Source organism: Serratia proteamaculans (assembly GCF_946227095.1).
Classification (GTDB): domain Bacteria; phylum Pseudomonadota; class Gammaproteobacteria; order Enterobacterales; family Enterobacteriaceae; genus Serratia; species Serratia proteamaculans_E.
The window spans coordinates 80,199-100,310 of record NZ_CAMISV010000003.1 but is presented as its reverse complement, the minus strand read 5'-3'; the positions used below and the strand labels follow the sequence as shown (position 1 = coordinate 100,310).

At 55.8% G+C, this 20,112-nt stretch carries 20 protein-coding genes; 14 read left to right on the top strand and 6 right to left on the bottom strand.

Features of this window, described 5'->3' with window-relative positions:
• The first annotated feature begins 3 nt into the window (after positions 1-3).
• The 7 genes from OC597_RS07050 (at position 4) to benD (ending at position 6,223) form a co-directional block, all read left to right on the top strand.
• A complete protein-coding gene (locus tag OC597_RS07050; protein ID WP_262208176.1) occupies positions 4-1,119 on the top strand; it encodes a muconate cycloisomerase family protein in 1,116 nt (371 codons plus the stop codon).
• 15 nt (positions 1,120-1,134) lie between these two features.
• Complete coding sequence (catC, locus tag OC597_RS07045) at positions 1,135-1,425, top strand: muconolactone Delta-isomerase (protein WP_262208174.1); 291 nt, start codon at positions 1,135-1,137, stop codon at positions 1,423-1,425.
• Between the two features lie 84 nt (positions 1,426-1,509).
• The gene (gene catA / locus OC597_RS07040; protein ID WP_262208172.1) at positions 1,510-2,439 is read left to right on the top strand and encodes a catechol 1,2-dioxygenase; all 930 of its coding nucleotides are present in this window, start codon (positions 1,510-1,512) and stop codon (positions 2,437-2,439) included.
• 99 nt (positions 2,440-2,538) lie between these two features.
• Complete coding sequence (locus tag OC597_RS07035; protein ID WP_262208170.1) at positions 2,539-3,909, top strand: Rieske 2Fe-2S domain-containing protein; 1,371 nt, start codon at positions 2,539-2,541, stop codon at positions 3,907-3,909.
• A complete protein-coding gene (benB, locus tag OC597_RS07030; RefSeq protein WP_261256207.1) occupies positions 3,906-4,394 on the top strand; it encodes a benzoate 1,2-dioxygenase small subunit in 489 nt (162 codons plus the stop codon). The genes OC597_RS07035 and benB overlap by 4 nt, the downstream gene beginning before the upstream one ends.
• 18 nt (positions 4,395-4,412) lie before the next feature.
• Positions 4,413-5,429: a benzoate 1,2-dioxygenase electron transfer component BenC gene (gene benC, locus OC597_RS07025; protein WP_262208168.1), complete on the top strand. Its 1,017-nt coding sequence runs from the start codon at positions 4,413-4,415 to the stop codon at positions 5,427-5,429.
• An 11-nt stretch (positions 5,430-5,440) separates the two neighbouring features.
• On the top strand, positions 5,441-6,223 hold the full coding sequence (benD, locus tag OC597_RS07020; RefSeq protein WP_262208166.1) for a benzoate diol dehydrogenase BenD: 783 nt from the start codon (positions 5,441-5,443) through the stop codon (positions 6,221-6,223).
• A 22-nt stretch (positions 6,224-6,245) separates the two neighbouring features.
• Here benD and arsC read toward each other — a convergent pair whose 3' ends face one another.
• From arsC to OC597_RS07005, 3 genes are all read right to left on the bottom strand, one after another.
• A complete protein-coding gene (gene arsC, locus OC597_RS07015; RefSeq protein ID WP_261256204.1) occupies positions 6,246-6,677 on the bottom strand; it encodes a glutaredoxin-dependent arsenate reductase in 432 nt (143 codons plus the stop codon).
• Positions 6,678-6,700: 23 nt separating this feature from the next.
• Entirely contained in the window at positions 6,701-7,984 is a 1,284-nt protein-coding gene (locus OC597_RS07010) for an arsenic transporter (protein WP_262208163.1), read from the bottom strand.
• A gap of 69 nt (positions 7,985-8,053) precedes the next feature.
• Entirely contained in the window at positions 8,054-8,389 is a 336-nt protein-coding gene (locus tag OC597_RS07005) for a metalloregulator ArsR/SmtB family transcription factor (RefSeq protein ID WP_261256202.1), read from the bottom strand.
• Positions 8,390-8,616: 227 nt separating this feature from the next.
• On the opposite strand from OC597_RS07005, the gene OC597_RS07000 reads away from it, so the two are divergent.
• Positions 8,617-8,796: a hypothetical protein gene (locus tag OC597_RS07000; protein WP_012145763.1), complete on the top strand. Its 180-nt coding sequence runs from the start codon at positions 8,617-8,619 to the stop codon at positions 8,794-8,796.
• Positions 8,797-8,885: 89 nt separating this feature from the next.
• On the opposite strand, the gene OC597_RS06995 is transcribed toward OC597_RS07000, so the two are convergent.
• Positions 8,886-9,803, bottom strand: a complete 918-nt coding sequence (locus tag OC597_RS06995) for a LysR family transcriptional regulator (RefSeq protein ID WP_262208161.1) — start codon at positions 9,801-9,803, stop codon at positions 8,886-8,888.
• Positions 9,804-9,909: 106 nt separating this feature from the next.
• On the opposite strand from OC597_RS06995, the gene OC597_RS06990 reads away from it, so the two are divergent.
• The 4 genes from OC597_RS06990 to OC597_RS06975 all read left to right on the top strand — a co-directional run bounded on the left by OC597_RS06990 (position 9,910) and on the right by OC597_RS06975 (position 12,322).
• Positions 9,910-10,365, top strand: coding sequence for a DMT family transporter (locus OC597_RS06990; RefSeq protein ID WP_261256200.1), 456 nt, complete (start codon positions 9,910-9,912; stop codon positions 10,363-10,365).
• Between the two features lie 5 nt (positions 10,366-10,370).
• Complete coding sequence (locus OC597_RS06985) at positions 10,371-10,835, top strand: DMT family transporter (RefSeq protein ID WP_262208159.1); 465 nt, start codon at positions 10,371-10,373, stop codon at positions 10,833-10,835.
• Positions 10,836-10,950: 115 nt separating this feature from the next.
• Entirely contained in the window at positions 10,951-11,547 is a 597-nt protein-coding gene (locus OC597_RS06980; RefSeq protein ID WP_262208157.1) for a SatD family protein, read from the top strand.
• A 1-nt stretch (position 11,548) separates the two neighbouring features.
• A complete protein-coding gene (locus OC597_RS06975) occupies positions 11,549-12,322 on the top strand; it encodes a DUF3307 domain-containing protein (protein ID WP_262208155.1) in 774 nt (257 codons plus the stop codon).
• A 44-nt stretch (positions 12,323-12,366) separates the two neighbouring features.
• Here OC597_RS06975 and mgtA read toward each other — a convergent pair whose 3' ends face one another.
• Entirely contained in the window at positions 12,367-15,066 is a 2,700-nt protein-coding gene (mgtA, locus tag OC597_RS06970; protein WP_261256194.1) for a magnesium-translocating P-type ATPase, read from the bottom strand.
• Positions 15,067-15,264: 198 nt separating this feature from the next.
• Positions 15,265-15,963, bottom strand: coding sequence for an MgtC family protein (locus OC597_RS06965; RefSeq protein ID WP_174353645.1), 699 nt, complete (start codon positions 15,961-15,963; stop codon positions 15,265-15,267).
• Between the two features lie 515 nt (positions 15,964-16,478).
• Here OC597_RS06965 and OC597_RS06960 point away from each other — a divergent pair.
• Both OC597_RS06960 and OC597_RS06955 read left to right on the top strand, forming a co-directional pair.
• Positions 16,479-18,662 carry a glycoside hydrolase gene (locus OC597_RS06960; protein ID WP_262208152.1) on the top strand — a complete coding sequence of 728 codons (2,184 nt, stop codon included), beginning with the start codon at positions 16,479-16,481 and terminating at the stop codon, positions 18,660-18,662.
• A 62-nt stretch (positions 18,663-18,724) separates the two neighbouring features.
• Positions 18,725-20,110 (top strand): CoA transferase, encoded by a 1,386-nt coding sequence (locus OC597_RS06955; RefSeq protein WP_262208150.1) that lies wholly within the window; start codon positions 18,725-18,727, stop codon positions 20,108-20,110.
• The last annotated feature ends 2 nt before the right edge of the window (positions 20,111-20,112 follow it).

The following is a 20,112-nucleotide window of genomic DNA, read 5'->3' as shown; positions in this document are numbered from 1 at the left end:
CGTATGGAACTCCATATTGAGCGCATCGACAGTTGGCTGGTGGATATCCCAACCATCCGTCCGCACAAGTTGTCGATGGCCACCATGGGCTGCCAGACCCTGACGCTGGTGCGCCTCACCTGCGCTGACGGCCTGACCGGTTGGGGAGAAGCCACCACTATCGGCGGGCTGAGCTATGGGCCGGAAAGCCCGGAAGGGATCAGGTCAGCGATTGATGACTACCTGACACCGTTGCTGAGCGGCAAGAGTTTTAATGGGCTGGCACCGCTGGTGGCGCTGATGAATGCTCACGTCAAAGGCAATACCTTTGCCAAGTCAGCGCTGGAAACCGCGTTCCTGGATGCTCAGGGCAAACGCCTCGGCCTGCCGGTCAGCACCCTGCTCGGCGGCGCGCTGAGCGACAGTTTGCCGGTGTTATGGACGCTGGCCAGCGGCGATACGCAAAAAGACATCGCCGAGGGGCAGCGTCTGCTGGCGGAAGGTCGTCACCGTGCTTTCAAACTGAAGATCGGCGCACGGCCATTGGCAGAGGATTTACGCCACACCCAGGCGATTAAACAGGCGCTGGGACCGGAAGTCAGCATCCGCGTTGACGTCAATCAGGCATGGGACGCCGGCACCGCCGTACGAGGAATGGCAGCGCTGCAAGAGATCGGTATCGATCTGGTGGAACAGCCGGTGGCGCTGTGGGATCGGTCTGCACTGATCCAGCTCAGCCAACGCTTTACCTTGCCGATCCTGGCGGATGAGGCAGTGGCCGATGCCCACGACGGCTATGCGCTGGCGGCGGGCGGCTTTACCGGTGCCTACGCACTGAAAATCGCCAAGGCGGGCGGACCGGCGCAGGCGCTGAAACTGGCACAGGTGGCACAGGCCGCAGGCGTGGCGTTGTACGGCGGCACCATGCTGGAAGGTACGCTGGGCACGGTGGCCTCACTGCATGCCTGGTCAACGTTGAAGCTGGACTGGGGCACTGAGATGTTTGGTCCGCTGCTGCTGAAAGACGACGTCGTTTCCACGCCGCTGACCTTCGCCAACGGTCAGGTCAATCTACCGTCCGGCCCGGGGCTGGGGATAGAAATTGATGAAGACAAACTGCAATTTTATCTGCGTAAATAAACGGAGATCACCGCCATGCTATTTAAAGTAGAAATGATCGTGAAACTGCCTGTCGATATGCCCAAAGACGTTGCAGACGAAATTAAACTGCGTGAGAAAAAATATTCACAGGCATTGCAATCAGCCGGTAAATGGCGACATATCTGGCGCGTGGTGGGCAGTTACGCCAATGTCAGCATTTTCGATGTAGAAAGTAATACCGAACTGCATGATATTTTATCCGGCCTGCCGCTTTACCCTTATATGGAAATTCGTGTTGATGCATTGTGCAGGCATCCATCATCTGTTCACGAAAACGATAATTAAAAAACCGGGATAACAACCCGCACCCATTAGCCGTTAATGGCGGCTAAACTCATACCCTACAAAATAAGCAATGAGGAATTCGCAATGTCTATTTCCTTCGATCAGCATCAAGACGTAATTAAATTACTGAAAATAAGCAGCGGTTTTACCAGTGAAAATGGCGATCCGCGTTTCAAGAAAATCATCCATCAATTGCTGGGAGATATTTGCCGGTTGATTGAACAATACGACATCAGCGCGGAAGAGTTCTGGCAGGCAATTAATTATCTGCATACGCTGGGTGGCCGCCAGGAAGCGGCGCTGCTGGCCGCTGGCCTGGGATTAGAGCACTTCCTCGACCTGCGTGATGATCAACGCGAACAGGCTCAGGGGCTGACAGGCGGTACACCGCGCACTATCGAAGGGCCATTGTACGTGGCCAATGCACCGCTGAGTGAAGGCTTTGCCCGCATGGACGACGGTGAGGATGCCGGTGAATTGATGTGGCTACAGGGGCAGGTCAATGACGCCGACGGTCGGCCACTGGCGGGCGCGGTAGTGGATATCTGGCATGCCAATACGCTGGGGAATTATTCATTCTTCGACAAATCTCAGAGCGACTTCAATCTGCGCCGTCGGGTAAAAACCGACGCCAACGGGCGCTACAGAGTGCGCAGCATTGTGCCTTCCGGCTACGGCTGCCCGCCGGACGGGCCAACTCAGGCGTTGCTCAACCGCCTGGGGCGCCACGGTAACCGCCCGGCGCATATTCACTTTTTCATCTCTGCGCCAGGGCATAAACACCTGACCACCCAAATTAATCTTAACGGCGATCGTTATTTATGGGACGACTTTGCTTTCGCCACCCGCGATGGGCTGATTGCCGACCCGGTGAAAATTACCGATCCGGCTATTGTGGCGCAACGCGATCTGCCCGGTGCGCATACCGAAGTGAGTTTCAACTTCAGCCTGTACCCCACTACCGATGATGAAGAACAGCAAAGAATAAAGCGAGCCCGCGCTTTACAGGATTAAGTTATACGCCGGGTAAAATAATGAAACATATCAATAGCGGGTGATGAAATAGACATCACCCACTCATTAACCCTGTTCAGCCGATACGAGGTCATTATTATGAACTCACCAACCGCCCCATTATTTACCGATCTGAAAACGAAAATAAATAATGCACTGGTGATAGATAAAGAAAAAGGTATCTATCAATGCAATCGCGCTATTTTTACCGATGACTCGCTGTTTGAACTGGAAATGAAAGCCATATTCGAAGGCAATTGGGTTTATCTGGCCCATGAAAGCCAGATCGCGGAACCGGGCGATTATTACACGCTGACCGTCGGCCGCCAGCCGATTATGATAACCCGTGATAAGGACAAGCAACTGCACGCCATGATCAACAGTTGCTCACACCGCGGTGCAATGTTGGCCAGCCGCAAGTCAGGTAACAAAACCTCCTTTACTTGCCCCTTTCACGGCTGGACCTTCAACAATGCCGGCAATCTTCTGAAGGCCAAAGATGAAAAGACCGGCGCTTACCCGCCCTGTTTCAAGCAGGCGGGTTCACACGATCTCAAGCAGATGCCGCGCTTTGAGTCCTATCGTGGCTTTCTGTTCGGTAGCCTGAGCAATGAGGTGCTGCCGCTGACGGATTACCTGGGTGATACCCGTCAGGTCATTGACCTGATTGTCGATCAGGCGGAAAACGGCCTGGAAGTGCTGAAAGGCGCGTCATCCTATACCTACGACGGCAACTGGAAACTGCAAATGGAAAACGGCGCTGACGGCTATCACGTCAGCGTGGTGCACTGGAACTACGCCTCCACCATGGCACGCCGTAACTATGGGGCCAATTGCACCCAAACCGTTGACGCCAACGGTTGGTCAAAAAGCACCGGCGGCGTGTACGGCTTCGACAATGGGCACATGCTGCTGTGGACCCGGGCACTCAACCCCGAAGTGCGGCCGGTGTTTAAGCACTTCAACCGTCTGAATGAGCGTTTTGGCACTGTCCGCGCCGATCTGATGGTTAATGAGACCCGCAACCTGTGCCTGTACCCCAACGTCTATCTGATGGATCAGTTCTCCACCCAAATCCGCGTGGTACGACCTATTGCGGTGGATAAAACCGAGGTCACCATCTTTTGCTTCGCCCCCAAGGGGGAAAGTGCCCAGGACCGGGCGCTACGCATCCGTCAGTATGAAGATTTCTTCAACGTCAGCGGTATGGGCACCCCGGACGATCTGGAAGAGTTCCGCGCCTGCCAGCAGGGCTACAACGCAGGCAACCTGCCGTGGAGTGATATGAGCCGCGGTGCGACCCATTGGCTGGAGGGGGCCGATGAGAATGCCCAGGCGATGTCGATCAATCCGCTGCTTAGCGGCCCACGCTCCGAAGACGAAGCGCTGTACATCAGCCATCACCATCATTGGCAACAAACGCTGCTACGCACCCTGCAAGACAGTGAGCAGGCGGAGGTTATGCCATGAACAGCCTGCAACAGCGTATCGAGCAATTCCTGTATCGCGAGGCGCGGCTGCTGGACGATCGCCAATGGGAAGACTGGCTGAACTGTTACAGCCCAACGGTGGAGTACTGGATGCCAGCCTGGGGGGATGACGACCGCCTGACACAGGATCCGCAGAGTGAGATCTCACTGATTTACTACCCTAACCGCGAAGGTTTGGAAGACCGGGTATATCGAATAAAAACCGAGCGTTCGGCCGCCAGTACCCCGGAGCCCCGCACCACCCATCAGATCAGCAACGTCGAACTGCTGGACGAAACGCCGCAGAGTGTCGAGGTGCGCTACAACTGGGCGACTTTCAGCCACCGCTATCAGAAAACCGATCTGTTTTTTGGCACCAGCCGCTGCCTGATCGCGTTGGACGGCGAACAGCCGCAAATCCAGCGAAAAACTATCCGGCTCAACAACGACTATATCAGTCAGGTCATTGATATTTACCATATTTAGCCGCACTGTGAGGTGAGTATGTCTTTTACCCTAGCCCTTAATTTTGAAGACGGCGTCAGTCGCTTTATTCAATGTAATCCCAATGAAAAGGTGCTCGACGCCGCCTACCGGCAAAAAATCAACCTGCCGATGGACTGCTCGGACGGCGTGTGCGGCACCTGCAAATGCCACTGTGAACAGGGGGAATACAGTCTGGGCGATGACTATCTGGATGAAGCGCTATCCGAACAGGAGGCCGCACAGCGGCTGGTGCTAACCTGCCAGATGGTGCCGACCTCGGATTGTGTGATCGATGTGCCCATGGCATCGACGCTGTGCAAAACCGGCAGCGAAGCGTTCAGCGCCACGCTGACCTCCGCCAACGCATTGTCCGACAGCGCCATCGAATTTTGCCTGACGCTGGACGACGATCGCGGGATCGCCTTCCTGCCCGGCCAATACGTCAATATCGAAGTGCCCGGCAGCGATGCCAGCCGCGCTTACTCTTTCAGTTCGCGGCCTGGCAGTCGGCAGATTTCGTTCCTGCTGCGCAACGTTCCCGGCGGCATGATGAGCCGTTATCTGACCGACCAGGCGCAGCCAGGCGATCCAATCCGTCTGCGTGGCCCGCAAGGCAGCTTTTATCTGCGGACGCCGACACGGCCGATACTGTTTCTGGCCGGCGGCACCGGGCTGGCCCCTTTCCTGTCGATGCTGGAACAATTAGTGACCGAGGGAAGCACGCAGCCGGTACATCTGATTTATGGCGTCACTCACGATCATGATCTGGTGAAACTGGAACAGCTGGAGCGCTACCGTCAGCATTTGCCGAACTTCAGTTTTCTGAGCTGCGTTGCCAGCGCGGCCTCGCAGTGGCCGCACAAGGGGTATGTCACCCAGCACCTTGATGAGAACCAACTCAATGGCGGCGATCTGGACGTTTACCTGTGCGGCCCACCGCCCATGGTGGAAGCCGTACTCAGTGATTTCCAGCGTCGTGCCTTCACCCCGGCCAGCTTCCACTATGAGAAGTTCGCCCCCAGCCAGGCCAGCTAAAGGAGCCGAATATGCAGCAATCTCGTTTTCACCGGCAGGTGATGGTGATCACCGGGGCCGCCCAGGGCATTGGCAAGGCCGTTGCCGAACGAGCGGCGCAAGAAGGGGCCAGGCTGGCGCTGATCGATCGTGCGCCCTACCTTACAGAGATCGCAGCGGCGTTGAGCGAACGTGGCGTCGAGGTCATCGCTCTGCAGGCCGATCTGGAGCGCTGGGAAGAAACCCGAGACGCACTGGATCGGGTTAAACAACACTTCGGCAGCGTGGATATTCTGGTGAATAACGTCGGCGGTACCATCTGGGCCCGGCCATTTGCCGAATATGAGCCACAGCAGATTGAAGCGGAAATCCAGCGCTCGCTGTTCCCGACGCTGTGGGGTTGCCGCGCGGCCCTGCCGCATATGCTGGAACAGGGGTACGGCGTCATCGTCAACGTTTCCTCTGTCGCCACCCGGGGCGTTAATCGCGTGCCTTATTCAGCGGCCAAGGGTGGCGTCAACGCCTTGACCCAATCGCTGGCGTTTGAGTATGCCGGCTCCGGCATCCGCATCAACGCCACCGCGCCAGGGGGCACCGAAGCACCACCACGCCTGACGCCGCGTAACAATGAATCATCGACACCACAGGAAAAAGCCTGGTATCAACAGGTGGTTGATCAGACGCTCGACAGCAGCCTGATGCACCGCTACGGCAGCGTCAACGAACAGGCCGCCGCCATTTTGTTCCTCGCCAGCGACGAGGCCGGTTACATCAATGGCACAGTGCTGCCGGTGGCAGGTGGCGATTTGGGTTAAGTCTCTTCAGAAGCGGCGGAGATTAATCCGCCGTAATCCGCCGCCCCTGCGCATCAATCACCGCTTCGCCATCCTCTTTGCTGAACGGGCCCTGCTGCGCATTCGGCAGCATATCCAGCACCACTTCTGACGGGCGACACAGCCGGGTTCCCAGCGGTGTCACCACGATCGGCCGGTTAATCAAAATCGGTTGCTGCAGCATAAAGTCGAGCAGCCGATCGTCGCTCCAGCCTGTATCCGCCAGACCCAGCGTTTCGTAAGGCTCGACGTTTTTGCGCAGCAACGCACGAACAGAGATCCCCATGTCGGCAATCAGTCTGACCAATTGTTCGCGACTGGGCGGTGTCTCCAGATATAAAATCACCTCCGGCTCCACCCCGCTATTGCGGATCAGCGCCAACGTATTGCGCGATGTGCCGCAAGCCGGGTTGTGGTAAATCTTGATGTTGCTCATGACGGTTCTCTCTTGAGTTAAGCCTAAAGCGACAGGCGCAGCGCCAGGGCGCTCAACGCGACCAGCAGCACCGGGATCGTCATCACGATGCCCACGCGGAAATAATATCCCCAGGTGATGACAATGTTTTTCTGTGACAGCACGTGCAGCCATAACAATGTGGCCAGACTGCCGATTGGGGTAATTTTCGGCCCCAGATCGCTGCCTATCACATTGGCATAAATCATCGCCTGCTTGATCACGCCCTCGGCGTTGCTGCCGTCAATTGACAAGGCCCCTACCAGCACCGTCGGCATGTTGTTCATAATAGAAGACAGAAATGCACTCAGGAAACCGGTGCCCAGCGTGGCCGCCCATATTCCCCGCTCGGCCAGGGCATTGAGCATGCCGGCCAGCATAGCGGTTAACCCCGCGTTACGCAGACCATAGACCACCAGATACATCCCCAGTGAGAAAATCACGATCTGCCAGGGGGCACCTCGTAATACTTTACCGGTGTCGATGCCCTGGCCTCTTTTCGCCACCACCAACAGGATCAACGCGCCAACGGCTGCGACCAGGCTGACCGGTACGCCGAGCGGCTCCAGGCCAAAGAACCCCACCAGCAGCAATATCAACACGCCCCAACCGGCTTTAAAGGTCGGTAAGTCACGGATTGCCTCACGCGGCGGCCGCAACAACGTCAGGTCATAACTCTGCGGAATATCTTTACGGAAGAACAGGTGCAGCACCCCCAGCGTGGCGACGATGGCGACCATGTTCACCGGCACCATCACCGCCGCATACTCGGTGAACCCCAGTTGGAAGAAATCCGCAGAGACGATATTCACCAGGTTGGACACCACCAGCGGCAGGCTGGCGGTATCGGCAATAAACCCCGCCGCCATCACGAATGCCAGGGTGGCCCCCGGGCTGAATCCCAGCGCCAACAGCATCGCAATCACAATCGGCGTCAGGATCAGCGCCGTGCCATCATTGGCAAACAACGCCGCCACCGTAGCCCCTAACAGCACGATGTAAGTGAACAGCCAGCGCCCTTTGCCCTTGCCCCAGCGCGCAATATGCAACGCCGCCCACTCAAAGAAACCGGATTCATCCAGCAGCAGGCTAATCACAATAACGGCAATAAAGGTGGCTGTGGCATTCCAGACTATCTGCCAGACCAGTGGAATATCACTGATGTGTACGACCCCAGTCAGCAGCGCCAGCACCGCCCCGAGGGATGCACTCCAGCCAATGCCCAAGCCTTTAGGCTGCCAGATCACTAAAATGAGCGTCAGGATAAAAATCGCTCCGGCCAACACCATCACAACTCCTTAGTGGCTTACGCCAAACATATATGAAATTTCGAATATATAAGATTAAATTTTTTATCGTTAACGACAGATAATCCCATTACCAGCAGCTCGTTGCGCCAGTTCGGTCACCTGTTGTTGTTGGCTAAGGTAAGCCTGCTCAATAATTGCCGCCGCCCAGGCCGGCATATGTGGCGACAACCGGTAGTAGATCCACTTGCCGTCACGGCGATCGAGCAGCAAACCGCTTTCACGTAACATGGCAAGATGGCGGGAAATTTTAGGCTGTGACTCGGCCAATGCCCCGGACAACTCACAAACACACAGCTCCCCCGCCTGGCGCAACAAAAGCACCAGCGTCAGGCGAGTCTCTTCCGACAGGTTTTTAAACAGTTGTAACGGTGTCAGTGATGTCATCAATTTCGTTCTCCAGTGCGTTGCGGCCATCATAATCCGCAGGCAACGGATGTCAACAATACATATGCATAATCAGATATAAATGGGCAATAAAGATCCCGAATATTCCCCGAAAAAAAACGCCAGGTTAGGTTTTAGCTATCGATTCCATACGCCAAAGCGTCTGTTCATTATGTGCTCTTTGGTTACAATCGTTAGCACTGAAATCCACCGTATCGAGGGCTACTATGTACAACTTCTCACGTTATCAGGCAAAAGAACTGGCGCTGGCTTATATGAGCGGCAAAAAACACGACCTGTCGCCGCAGGAATTTCTGCAGCAGCTGAAAAGCAGCGAAAAATCGTTCGACTATTTGTTGAAGCACGGCAGCGAACAGCCGCGCGAAGTGTTGGTACAAAGCTTCTGAAAGCAAGATGTTAACCGTAATATCGCCCGCTTTGCCGGTGGCGAGCCATCTGGCCCGCGTATTCCCGGCTGAACGGCGAGGGGGTTTCATCACCCACGCGGTGCATCCCAATAAGGTCGCTCCCCACCAAGCTGGGCCAGCAGGAAATCGACAAAGGCCAATACCTTAGCTGGCAGGTATTTTCGCTGTGGATACACCGCATAAATGGCATGCTCCGGCAGCTTATAAGCCGGCAACACCTCGACCAGGCGCCCCTGCGCAATATCATCCCCGACGATAAAAGTCGGCATCTGGCAAATGCCCAGGCCGCCAAGCAGTGCTTCGCGCAGAGCCTCACTGTTATTCACCTGGTAGTTCCCCCGCGGCTGAAAACGCACCGCGCCCGCAGGCCCCTCAAACTGCCATTCACTGCCACCACGGAAATAGCTGTAAAACAAACAGTTATGCTGCGCCAGTTGTTCTAAATCTGTCGGTGTTCCACAGCGTGCCAAATAAGACGGTGCCGCGCACAATAGGCTGTGGCAGGGCGCGATACGCCGGGCGATCAAGCTTGAGTCGGCAAGCCGCCCGATGCGGATCGCCAGATCATAGCCCCCCTCGACCAGATCGACCAATTGATCATCCATCATCATATTGATCTCTATTTCTGGATAAGTCGCCAGGAAATGGGCGATCAACGGGGCCACATGCAAGCGACCAAACACCATAGGTACGCTGATCCGCAGGCTGCCTTGTGGTTGTCCCTGCAAACGGGTGACCGTATCCTCCCCCTCTTGCGCCACCAGGCAGGCATTACGGGCGTAGCCGAAATACTGTTCACCCGCTTCGGTCAGGCTCAGGCTGCGGGTCGTACGCTGTAACAACTGCACGCCAAGCGAGCTTTCCAACTGGGAAATACGTTTGCTTACCGCTGATTTTGTAATGCCCAAGCGTCGGGCGGCAGCTGAAAAACTTTCGCATTCCACTACGGCCACAAATACTGGGATCGCTGCAAAGTTATCATTCATCTATAGTCAACTTTTACTCAACAATGAGTTTCTATTTTAGTGGATTATGTTTAAAACAAAAACAATATAGCCTGTTCGCCCATCGAAGCATAAATCGGACACCAAGATGCGCGAACATTTCTCCCATCCCCTGCTGGCACTGGCCGCCGGCGCATTGCTGGCCCTGATGATCAGCATCAACAGCGTGCTGGCCAGCTATAACTCCCCGCTGCTTGCTTCATGGGTGGCCCATGGCATAGGCGCAATCACCGCCTGGCTACTCTTGCTGTTGCTGAACCGCCGTCCTCCGAAGTCTTCCCCGTCATCGGTCGCGGTTCCCCGTTGGGCCTATTTTGGCGGCATTCCCGGGGCCCTGACGGTGGTGTTGGCGGCGATCACCGTTAACAGCCCACTGGCGCTTTCCGGCAGCCTGGCACTGATGCTCACCGGCCAGGTTTTATTTGGCATGTTATCCGACAGCTGCGGCTGGTTTGGCGTGATGAAACGCCGTCTGAATGCCAACGACATTATTGCTACGCTGCTGATCCTCTCCGGCTGCGCCCTGCTCATCTTCCTGAGATAATCCCCATGATCACTTTGGTACTCCTCGCATTGTTCAACGGCGTTTGCATCAGCATCAGCCGCGCAGTCAACGGCCGTCTGGCGTTGGATCGCGGCGCTTTCTCGGCCTCACTCTGCAATCACATCGTCGGTTTTCTGTTCCTCAGCCTGCTGCTGGCGGGAATCGGTGGACTCAAGGGTGCCTCCCTTGGCCACGCCCCCTGGACAGCCTATCTAGGCGGGATCATCGGCGCGTTGTTTGTCGCCTTGAACAGCTATGTGCTGCCGCGTCTCGGTACCCTGCGCGCCGCACTGTTGATTATCAGTGGCCAGATGCTGGCAGGGGTCGTTATCGACCGCCTGCACAACAGCAATGGCTCAGCCGGGTTGCAGATACTCGGCATTGGCCTGATCCTGTTGGGAGTCTATTTGGCCCGGATGGAAAAACCCCTGATGACGCTGATACATGAACGCATTAAATTATCCGGTTAATTTCGCACCCAGAGACGAATAGTCATTAAATTCGTATTTAGATGCGAATAATTGACATATTCGTCTTTAGATGCGAACTTCATAGGTAACTCATCGCGTCAGAGCAGAAAAAGGCATGCCAGCACAAGTCAGCGTAATCACCGGCGATTTGGTTAATTCCCGCCGGTTAGACACCACTCACTACATCAGCGAGTTAAATGCCCTGCTTGGCCAACTGCAACAGGCTAAGCTTATTCAGCAATTCGAGATTTTCCGCGGCGATGCCTTTCAGGCAGTGGCGGAACCGCAATCCGGTTTGCTGCTGGCGGTGTATATCCGCATCGCGCTCAAAGCCATGGACTCGCCACACTGGGATGCCCGCATCGCCGTAGGCCTGGGCACTGCGCAGGCAGATACCGCCGGCTATGGCAGCGCCTTTGTGAATTCGGGTCAGGCGCTGGACGGCCTGATGAAAAATTGCCGACTGGCTCTGAAAAATGATAATGACCAGACAAATGCCATTGTCAGCGATCTGTTGCCAATGTTAGATCATGTGGTTAGTCGTCTCTCGCAGACCGAAGCGCAAATTGTCCAGGCACGCATCTTCGCCACCACCAGCCAGAAAGTGGCGGAAAAACTGCAGAAGGCCGCTTCCACAGTCTCCGCAACGCTAAAACGCGCGGCCTATGAGGAAATCATGCGATTTATTAACGCGATTAACAGGATTACCTGATATGGATTTGAGCTACACACCGTTGCTGGTCTGGTTGCTGATCGCCCACTTGCTTGCCGACTTTCCGCTGCAGCCGCCTCGTTGGGTCGAGGATAAAATCTGTCGCCGCGCACGATCCCGCTTCCTGTTCGTACACGCCCTGCTGCACGGCATACTGGCTGCCTGCGCCGTGGCCGGTTTTGCTCTGCTGCATGGCGGTCTGTCCGTGCCCCAGGTGTTAACCGCCCTGCTGGTTATCGCGACCAGTCACTGGCTGATCGACCTGCTAAAAGTCACCCTATTGACGCGCCTCAGCCAGGCGAGTGGTTTCCTGCTCGATCAAGGTCTGCATCTGACGGTGATTGTTCTGCTATGGCTGTCTATCACGCCGAACGCTCACGGCCTGCTTGCCGCACTGGCTTCCGCCGCCAGCGGCTGGCAATTTGGGTTGGTGCTGTTAGCCTATTTATTGATTTATATGCCGATGGGTATTCTGATTGGTCAATTGCTGGCGCACTGGACGCCACAGATGCCGCCCTCAGCCAAAGCGGATAACGATTCACTGTTACGTGCGGGCAAGCAAATCGGCTATCTGGAAAGGACGCTGATCCTGACTTTCGTACTGACAGGCCAGATACCGGCAGTGGGATTTTTGCTGGCCGCCAAGTCGATCTTTCGCTTTGGCGACTTGCGGCAGAGTGATGACAAAATGCGTACCGAGTATGTGCTGCTCGGTACGCTATTTTCATTTACGCTGACCATCATGCTCGGTCTGCTGGTGAAAAAATTACTCTAGGGGCGAAGTTATTCGCCCTTTTCTGCAATAATTACAACCACTAATTACAACCACTCGCCGAAACGACGGATATAGAAGCGTTTCATCAACTGAGCCACTACGCAGTAGCTGACCAAAGTACCGGCCAGCCATGGGAAGTATTCCCAAGGTAGCGGCTGCAGCCCAACCAATGCACCAAGCGGTGAGAACGGCAGATAGATACCCAGCGCCATCACCAATATTGTGGTCAGCAGAACCGGCAATGCGGCGGTGCTCTGAATGAACGGGATCTTCTGGGTACGCAACATATGTACTACCAGCGTTTGCGACAGTAACCCTTCAATAAACCACCCGGACTGGAACAAGGCCTGATGCTCTACGCTGTTGGCGGCAAACACGAACCACATCAGCGCATAGGTGGTGATATCGAAGATGGACGATGTCGGCCCAATCCACAGCATAAAGCGGCCAATGTTTTTCGCATCCCACTTGCGCGGTTTACGCAGGAACTCTTTGTCCATCTTGTCCCATGGCAGCGACAGCTGGGAAATATCGTACATCAGGTTCTGGATCAACAGGTGGATCGCCAGCATCGGCAGGAACGGAATAAATGCGCTGGCGACCAACACCGAAAACACGTTGCCGAAGTTGGAGCTGGCAGTCATGTTCAGGTACTTGATGATATTGCCGAAGGTCTCGCGGCCCTTGATCACCCCCTCTTCCAGCACCATCAGATTCTTTTCCAGCAAAATGATGTCCGCCGACTCCTTGGCGATATCGGTACCGGTATCCACTGAAATCCCCACGTCGGCATCGCGCAGCGCCGGCGCATCGTTAATACCGTCGCCGAGGAAACCAACGGTATGGCCATTTGCCTGCAACATCTTCAACACGCGCGACTTTTGCAACGGCGTCAGTTTGGTAAACACCGTGCGCTGCTCCACTTCGCGCGCCAGCGTAACGTCGTCCATCTCGGCAATTTGCGGACCGGAAAGCGGCTCGCCGGGCTCCAGCCCAACATCGCGGCAAATTTTGCAGGTGATCACCGGGTTATCGCCGGTCAACACCTTCACTGCCACGCCGTTTTCCTGCAAAGCGGCAATCGCTTCTTGCGCGCTCTCTTTCGGTGGATCCAGGAACGTCAGTACGCCCTGGATCACCATATCGCGCTCATCGGCTACGCTCAGCGGCAAAGCGTTTTTCTGTTCCCCCAGCTCACGGGTGGCTAGCACCAACACGCGGAAACCATCCTCATTGTACTGGCCAGCAAGCGCTTGCAGCGCCTCACGCCGCGCCGGATCGAGCGGGACAATCTGCTGCCCTTCACGCACATGGGTAGCGATTTCCAGCATTTCCTCCACCGCCCCTTTGCAAATCAGGCGCTGCTGGTTGTTTTCATCTGCCACCACGATTGACAGACGGCGACGTACAAAATCGAAGGGTAATTCATCAACCTTACTGAAGCGGCCCAAAGCTTCAATACCCGGTTTGCCGCGGCCAAAGCGGATCACCGCCTGATCCATCAGGTTTTTCATCCCGCTCTGGTGGAAGCTGTTCAGCCAGGCCAGATGCAACACCTCATTATCTCTGACACCGCTGACGTCCAGATGGTGTTCAAGGATGATGCGATCCTGGGTCAAGGTGCCGGTTTTATCGGTACACAACACGTCCATTGCGCCAAAGTTCTGAATGGCATTCAGGCGTTTGACCACCACTTTGCGCCGTGACATGGCAATAGCGCCCTTCGCCAGGTTAGAACTGACGATCATCGGCAGCATCTCTGGCGTCAGCCCGACCGCTACCGCCAGGGCGAACAACGCCGCTTCGCTCCAGTCGCCTTTGGTAAACCCGTTGATCAGCAAGACAATGGGTACCATCACCAACATAAAGCGGATCAGCAGCCAACTGACGCTGTTCACCCCGCGATCAAACGCAGTTTGCGAACGGGAACCGACAATCGACTTCGCCAACGAACCAAAATAGGTGCGCCCGCCAGTCGCGACCACCACCGCGGTGGCGGTCCCGCTGGCAACGTTGGTACCCATCAGGCAGATATTCGACAGTTCCAACAGCGCATGTTCACTGGAGACCTCATCCTCGCTCGATTTTTGGCTGACGTTACCCATCGCGTCATATTTCTCGATCGGGATCGCCTCCCCGGTGAGGATTGCCTGGCTGATAAACAAATCGCGTGAGGCCAGCAAACGTACGTCCGCCGGTATCATATCGCCGGCAGAAAGCTTAATAATATCGCCCGGCACCAGCTCACGGATCGGCACTTCCAGCGTCAACGGCTGCGCGCTGTAGCTGCTGCGACGCAGAACCGTGGCGGTAGTGCGCACCATCGACTTCAGCGTTTCTGCCGCCTTGTTGGTTCGGTATTCCTGCCAAAAACGCAGTAATCCACTGAGTGACACCATCACCAGTATGATGATCACGCCGGTAAGTTCAGTTTCTTCACCACGCTGAGCAGGCAACCAGTAGTCGGTAAAGAAACTGATCGCAGCCAGCACCATCAGCACAAAGATAAACGGGTTATTAAAAGCAGCGATTAACTGCACCAGCGCATGTGGCGCTTTCTCGTGGGCAACCTGATTAACACCAAACTGCTCCAGACGTTCGACCGCATCGTCCTGAGTTAAACCATTGCGGTTACATTTTAAATTGGCCAACGTCTGATCAACGCTGTTTTTCGCCTCTTGGGCGATGGCATAAGGCGTCGCTTTTTTATCACGACGACGTACGGTTTCGTTAATATAAGTCATAACGCTATTCTCTTATTTTACTCTGCGCACAGGGTTACCCCGCCCGATTAACAGGTGAATAAGCACAGAGTGGAATTTATTTTATTGGCGTAATTAACGCGCTTTATTTACGCGCCAGATACGCTGAGTCATTAAGCTTTCGGGGTCACCGTCCATGACGCCTCCTTATCACTGAATACAGTGAATATTAATCAATACTTAAACGGGTAATTCAGAAGCGATACGCCAGCGTACCGCGCTAACGCTCTTTTCCAGACTGACACGGCAGACAATGCCCTCTATTTCCTTTTGGACTGAGGGGTTTGCCGTTATTTCTGCACAAACCTCGAGTTGGCCCGGAATGGAAATATCTGCACTGCGCAGGGATTGTAATCTTAATGCCACGCCATTCAGCGCCTGCAATATCAGGGTGCGCACCAGTATTTCATCCTGTTCGCCACAGGTAACCTGAATGCGGTAGCAGACCTCCAGATCGGTTGCCTGTTGCTGAGGTTGCAGATTGATGCGCTGCGCCGCTTCACGCAGCAGGATATTCGCACACAGGATCACCAGCGTCGCCAGCACGGCGTTCCAATACTGCCCCAGGCCGCACAGCACACCAATTGCCGCCGAACACCACAACGTGGCGGCGGTATTTAAACCGCGGATATTCAGCCCTTCACGCATGATGACCCCGGCCCCCAAAAAGCCGATACCGGAGACAATCTGTGCGGCAACCCGCCCGGCGCTGGAAGGATCGGTAGACATGGAACTGAGAATAAACACCGCCGCACCGGTGGCCACCAACGCATTGGTGCGCAGGCCGGCCATACGCTGACGCCACTGCCGCTCAGCGCCAATAACCGCGCCCAGGCTCATCGCCAGTAATAAATTTAAAACAAAAGGAGTCATAGCCATGACTTTCCCCTTTAATAACTGCAGGAGATAAAATCATGTGCTTTTTAGCACACGCGAAATCACGCCGATAATAGATCAGCGGTTGAGCGTATCAGTGCCTGGAGGGAAAAGGCTGTGGCTGAAAGTGGCCATAATAGCGTCCAAATCAATTCACCCGATGCCATTAGGCAGCAGGGACAACAATAAGATTCGGGTTTGCACAGCTCGGAATAACTTGAGAGGGGTGCTGCCCGCCGTTTTCGGCAAGCAACAAATCAGTAGAGGATTGGTCAGCTTGCCTTGTTTATATCACTGCAACTAAAACTGTCCAATTGTGTTTCCTCACTGAAATTTTGGCTGAGTATAGTGACGTGGGGTGATGATGTAAAGGCGAATTTATTAAACAGAAATTAAACTCAGTAATTCCGTATATTTGAAGCGGCACGCGATTATAGCTATTTGGCGTTGGGCAGTCCGTTAATTACCGATAAACTGAAATCTCAGCAGGACAATCATCCCTAAGGACAACCCATTCGATGAACACGATTCGCCTCTCCATCAGTCTCGCCCTGCTTGTCGTTTCCCCCGCCCAGGCCCTGCTTTTACAACAGGGTGAAGCCCGTTTCGACATCGATCCTGCCACGTTGCAGGTCACCGCAAATAACATCCTGGTCAACCAGGCGCAGCACCAGCAAGCCGTGACCGGCCTGCAAAGCACGCCCCCCCACACCAGTTGGCAATGGCCCAAGAGTGACATGCAGATCACCGCGAGGCTGGAAGACGGCGATCTACGCCTGAGTTTCAGCAGCCGCCGGGCGCAAACGCTGGACTGGTTCACCCTGCCGTCACAGACGGCCACTCTGCTGTTACCGATTGGCGAAGGCAGCCGCATTCCACTGGATAACGCCGTCTGGCAGCACTATCTGGTAAAAGAGATGACGCCGCTGGACACCAACTGGGATCTGAAACTGCCGCTGTGGAGCCAACAACAACAGGGCAAGGTGTACAGCTGGTTATTGCTCAGCCCATTCAATAATCAGGTCAGCTTCGCCAGTGCTAAAGATCGCCTCACTATGCGCAGCAGCCATCAGTTCAACCGTTTTAATCAACAGCAGGCCTTCGAGGTATTGCTGCACGTGGGGGATACCCCGCTGTCTGGGGCACGCCGCTATCGCGAGTATTTGCAGCAAAGCGGTCAGTTCAGCAGCCTGCGCGATAAAATCCGTATCGCACCAGAGGGCGAGAAACTGATTGGTGCCACGCATATTTATCTATGGGGCGACAAGCTGTTGGCAGCGGTTGACGTAAAGAATTGGCCGGGGCTGCTTGCCTGGCTGGTATCGCCAACCGGTGAAGTCCTGTGGCAAAAAATGGACGCCGATAGCCAGAAAACCGTGCAAAAGCTGGCAGGGAAAACGCCAGAAGCCTGGCAGCGACAAGCACTCGTTGACGCGGTTAATCAGGCATTGGTCGCGCTGACGCCGCTCAAGGCGACGCCAGATGATGCCGGTTTTCTGCAGGCACAACGCCAGCAAGCCACTCAGATCCGGGAATGGGCACAGCGACAGCTTGGAGACTATCTCGCACCGGCGGATAGCTGGGGTCAGGGTTTGGCAAAACCGCTGGTCGAAGCACTGCACCAGGCCGGCCTGCCCCGTCTGTGGCTGGGTACCGACAACTGGACCGCCGAGTTCCTGCACCCGCAGGCCGTAGAAAGTGCCAAAAAATCAGGGTATCTGATCGCCAGCTACGACTCTTATGACACCGCTATTCCACGTGGGGTCAATGACAGCTGGCTGACGGCCCAACTGCCGACGGCGCTGCGTGAGGAATGCACCATCGTGCGCGCCGACGGCAGTAAAAAACCCGGTTTCGGCAAGCAGGGTTACTACCTGAATCCGGGTTGCGTGCTGCCTTATTCTCAGCAACGCATGCGCGAACTGGTGCAGTTAGCCGGGCTAAACAGTCTGTTTCTTGACGTTGATGGCACCGGGATGGTCTCCGACGACTATCAACCCGGGCACCCGACCGGTGCCGCGCAGATGGCACAGGCCCGCAATGCACGCCTGGCCTGGTTCAGCAATACGCTTAAGCTGCCACTCGGTTCTGAGGACGGCAATGCGGTGACCGCTCGCCACATCATGTTTGCCCACGGCATGGAAACCTGGGGCTTTGGCTGGGGTGATAAGCAGATGAATCAGGATAAATCCTCGCCTTATTATCTGGGTGCCTGGTGGCCCAATGCTCAGCCGGCTTTCTTCTTCAGCCCGGCCAAGGTAAAAGAACCCTATCGCACCGTGGAGTTCGATCCGCGTTATCGTCTGCCCATGTATCAGGCAGTGTTTCACGACGCGGTGATCAGCAGCCACCACTGGAATTACGATAACCTGAAATTCAGCGACGTTGAAACCACCCGCAGCCTGTTAAGCCAATTGTACAACACCGCGCCGATGTTCCATCTCAGCCGCGCTACCCTGCAAGCTCGTTTGCCGCACATTAAGCAGGCCGATGCCGCCTTCCGTCCTTTGCATCAGGCGCTATGGGATAAGGCGCTGACCGATTTTCGTTGGCGCGATCAGGCAGGTTGGGTGCAGCAAACCACGTTCAGCGACGGTTCAATCCTGACGGCCAACTTTGGCCAACAACCGTTTGACGGTATAGCAGCCCAAAGCCTGCGCGCCAACCTGGCGGACGGTCGCATCCTCAACATCACGCCATAGCAACTCCAGTCGGGGTGAACTAGGCTAGACACAGTTCCCCGACTGGCAACCTGGAGTTGATGATGGATACCCTTACTCAAACGCTGCTGGCAGAGATCGGACAAAGTCTGGGCCACAGCGCACGACCTGCGATCCCGTTGACCATCAACGGTGAAGGCGCTCTGAACAGCGCATTCCCCGTCACCGAACTGGCAACCGCCTGCTGGGGTGCCGCCGGGCTGGCTTGTGCCCAACTGCTGCAACAAAATCAGGGCGGTGCGCCGCAGGTGTTTGTCGATCGTCGATTGGCATCACTGTGGTTTGGCTGGACATTGCGTCCACTGGGATGGCCATTACCGGCCGCCTGGGACGCGCTGGCGGGTGACTATGCTACCCGTGACGGCTGGATCCGTCTGCACACCAATGCCCCCCATCATCGCAAAGCCGTAGAGCGAGTGCTGGGCCCGCATCAGGATAAAAACCTACTGGCGCAAAAGGTGCAGACGTGGAAAAAAGATGAACTGGAGCAGGCAGTCATAGAGGCCGGTGGCTGTGCGGCAGAAATGCGTTCAGTCGAGGCATGGCGGCAACATATTCAGGGCAAGAGCGTTGCGCTGGAACCTTTGATCCATCAGCGACAGCAAGCGGAAGCTCCGCCTCCCGGCTGGACCCTGCCCCCTGCCAGACCGCTGCACGGCGTCCGCGTGCTGGATCTGACGCGAATTATCGCCGGCCCGGTAGCCACCCGTTTTCTTGCCGGGCTGGGTGCCGACGTATTACGTATCGATCCCTACGGCTGGGATGAACCCGGCGTTGAACATGAAGTGATCCTCGGCAAGCGCTGCGCGCGGTTGAATCTGACGAATGCCCACGACCGGCATACCTTTGAACATTTGCTGAAAAACGCCGACGTTATCGTTCACGGCTATCGCGCCGGAGCGCTGGAAAAGTTGGGTTATGGTGCGGAGCAGCGACGCGCCCTGTCGCCGGGATTGATCGACGTTTGTCTGAACGCCTATGGCTGGAGCGGCCCATGGCGAGGACGACGCGGTTTCGACAGTCTGGTGCAAATGAGCTGCGGCCTGGCAGAGTCGGGCATGGCATGGAGAAATGCCGTCATTCCGGTGCCCCTGCCGGTACAGGCATTGGATCATGCCACCGGCTATCTGATGGCAACTGCGGTGTTGCACGGCATGCGTCAACGCCTGCAACAGGGTACCGGCTACAGCGCCCGGCTGTCTCTGGCACGAACGGCGCAACTGTTGGCCGATCATCCTTACCCACCGCAATATCCGTTGACCCCGCTGGCAGCGGTCAATGCCACGGATGAAAACCCGGAAACCGAACTGACTCACTGGGGCGCAGCGCAGCGCCTGCTGCCACCGCTGCAGTTAAACGGCACCGCACTGCTCTGGGCACTGCCCGCCACCTGCCTTGGCAGCTCGCAGCCCGAATGGCTACGCCGCTGATC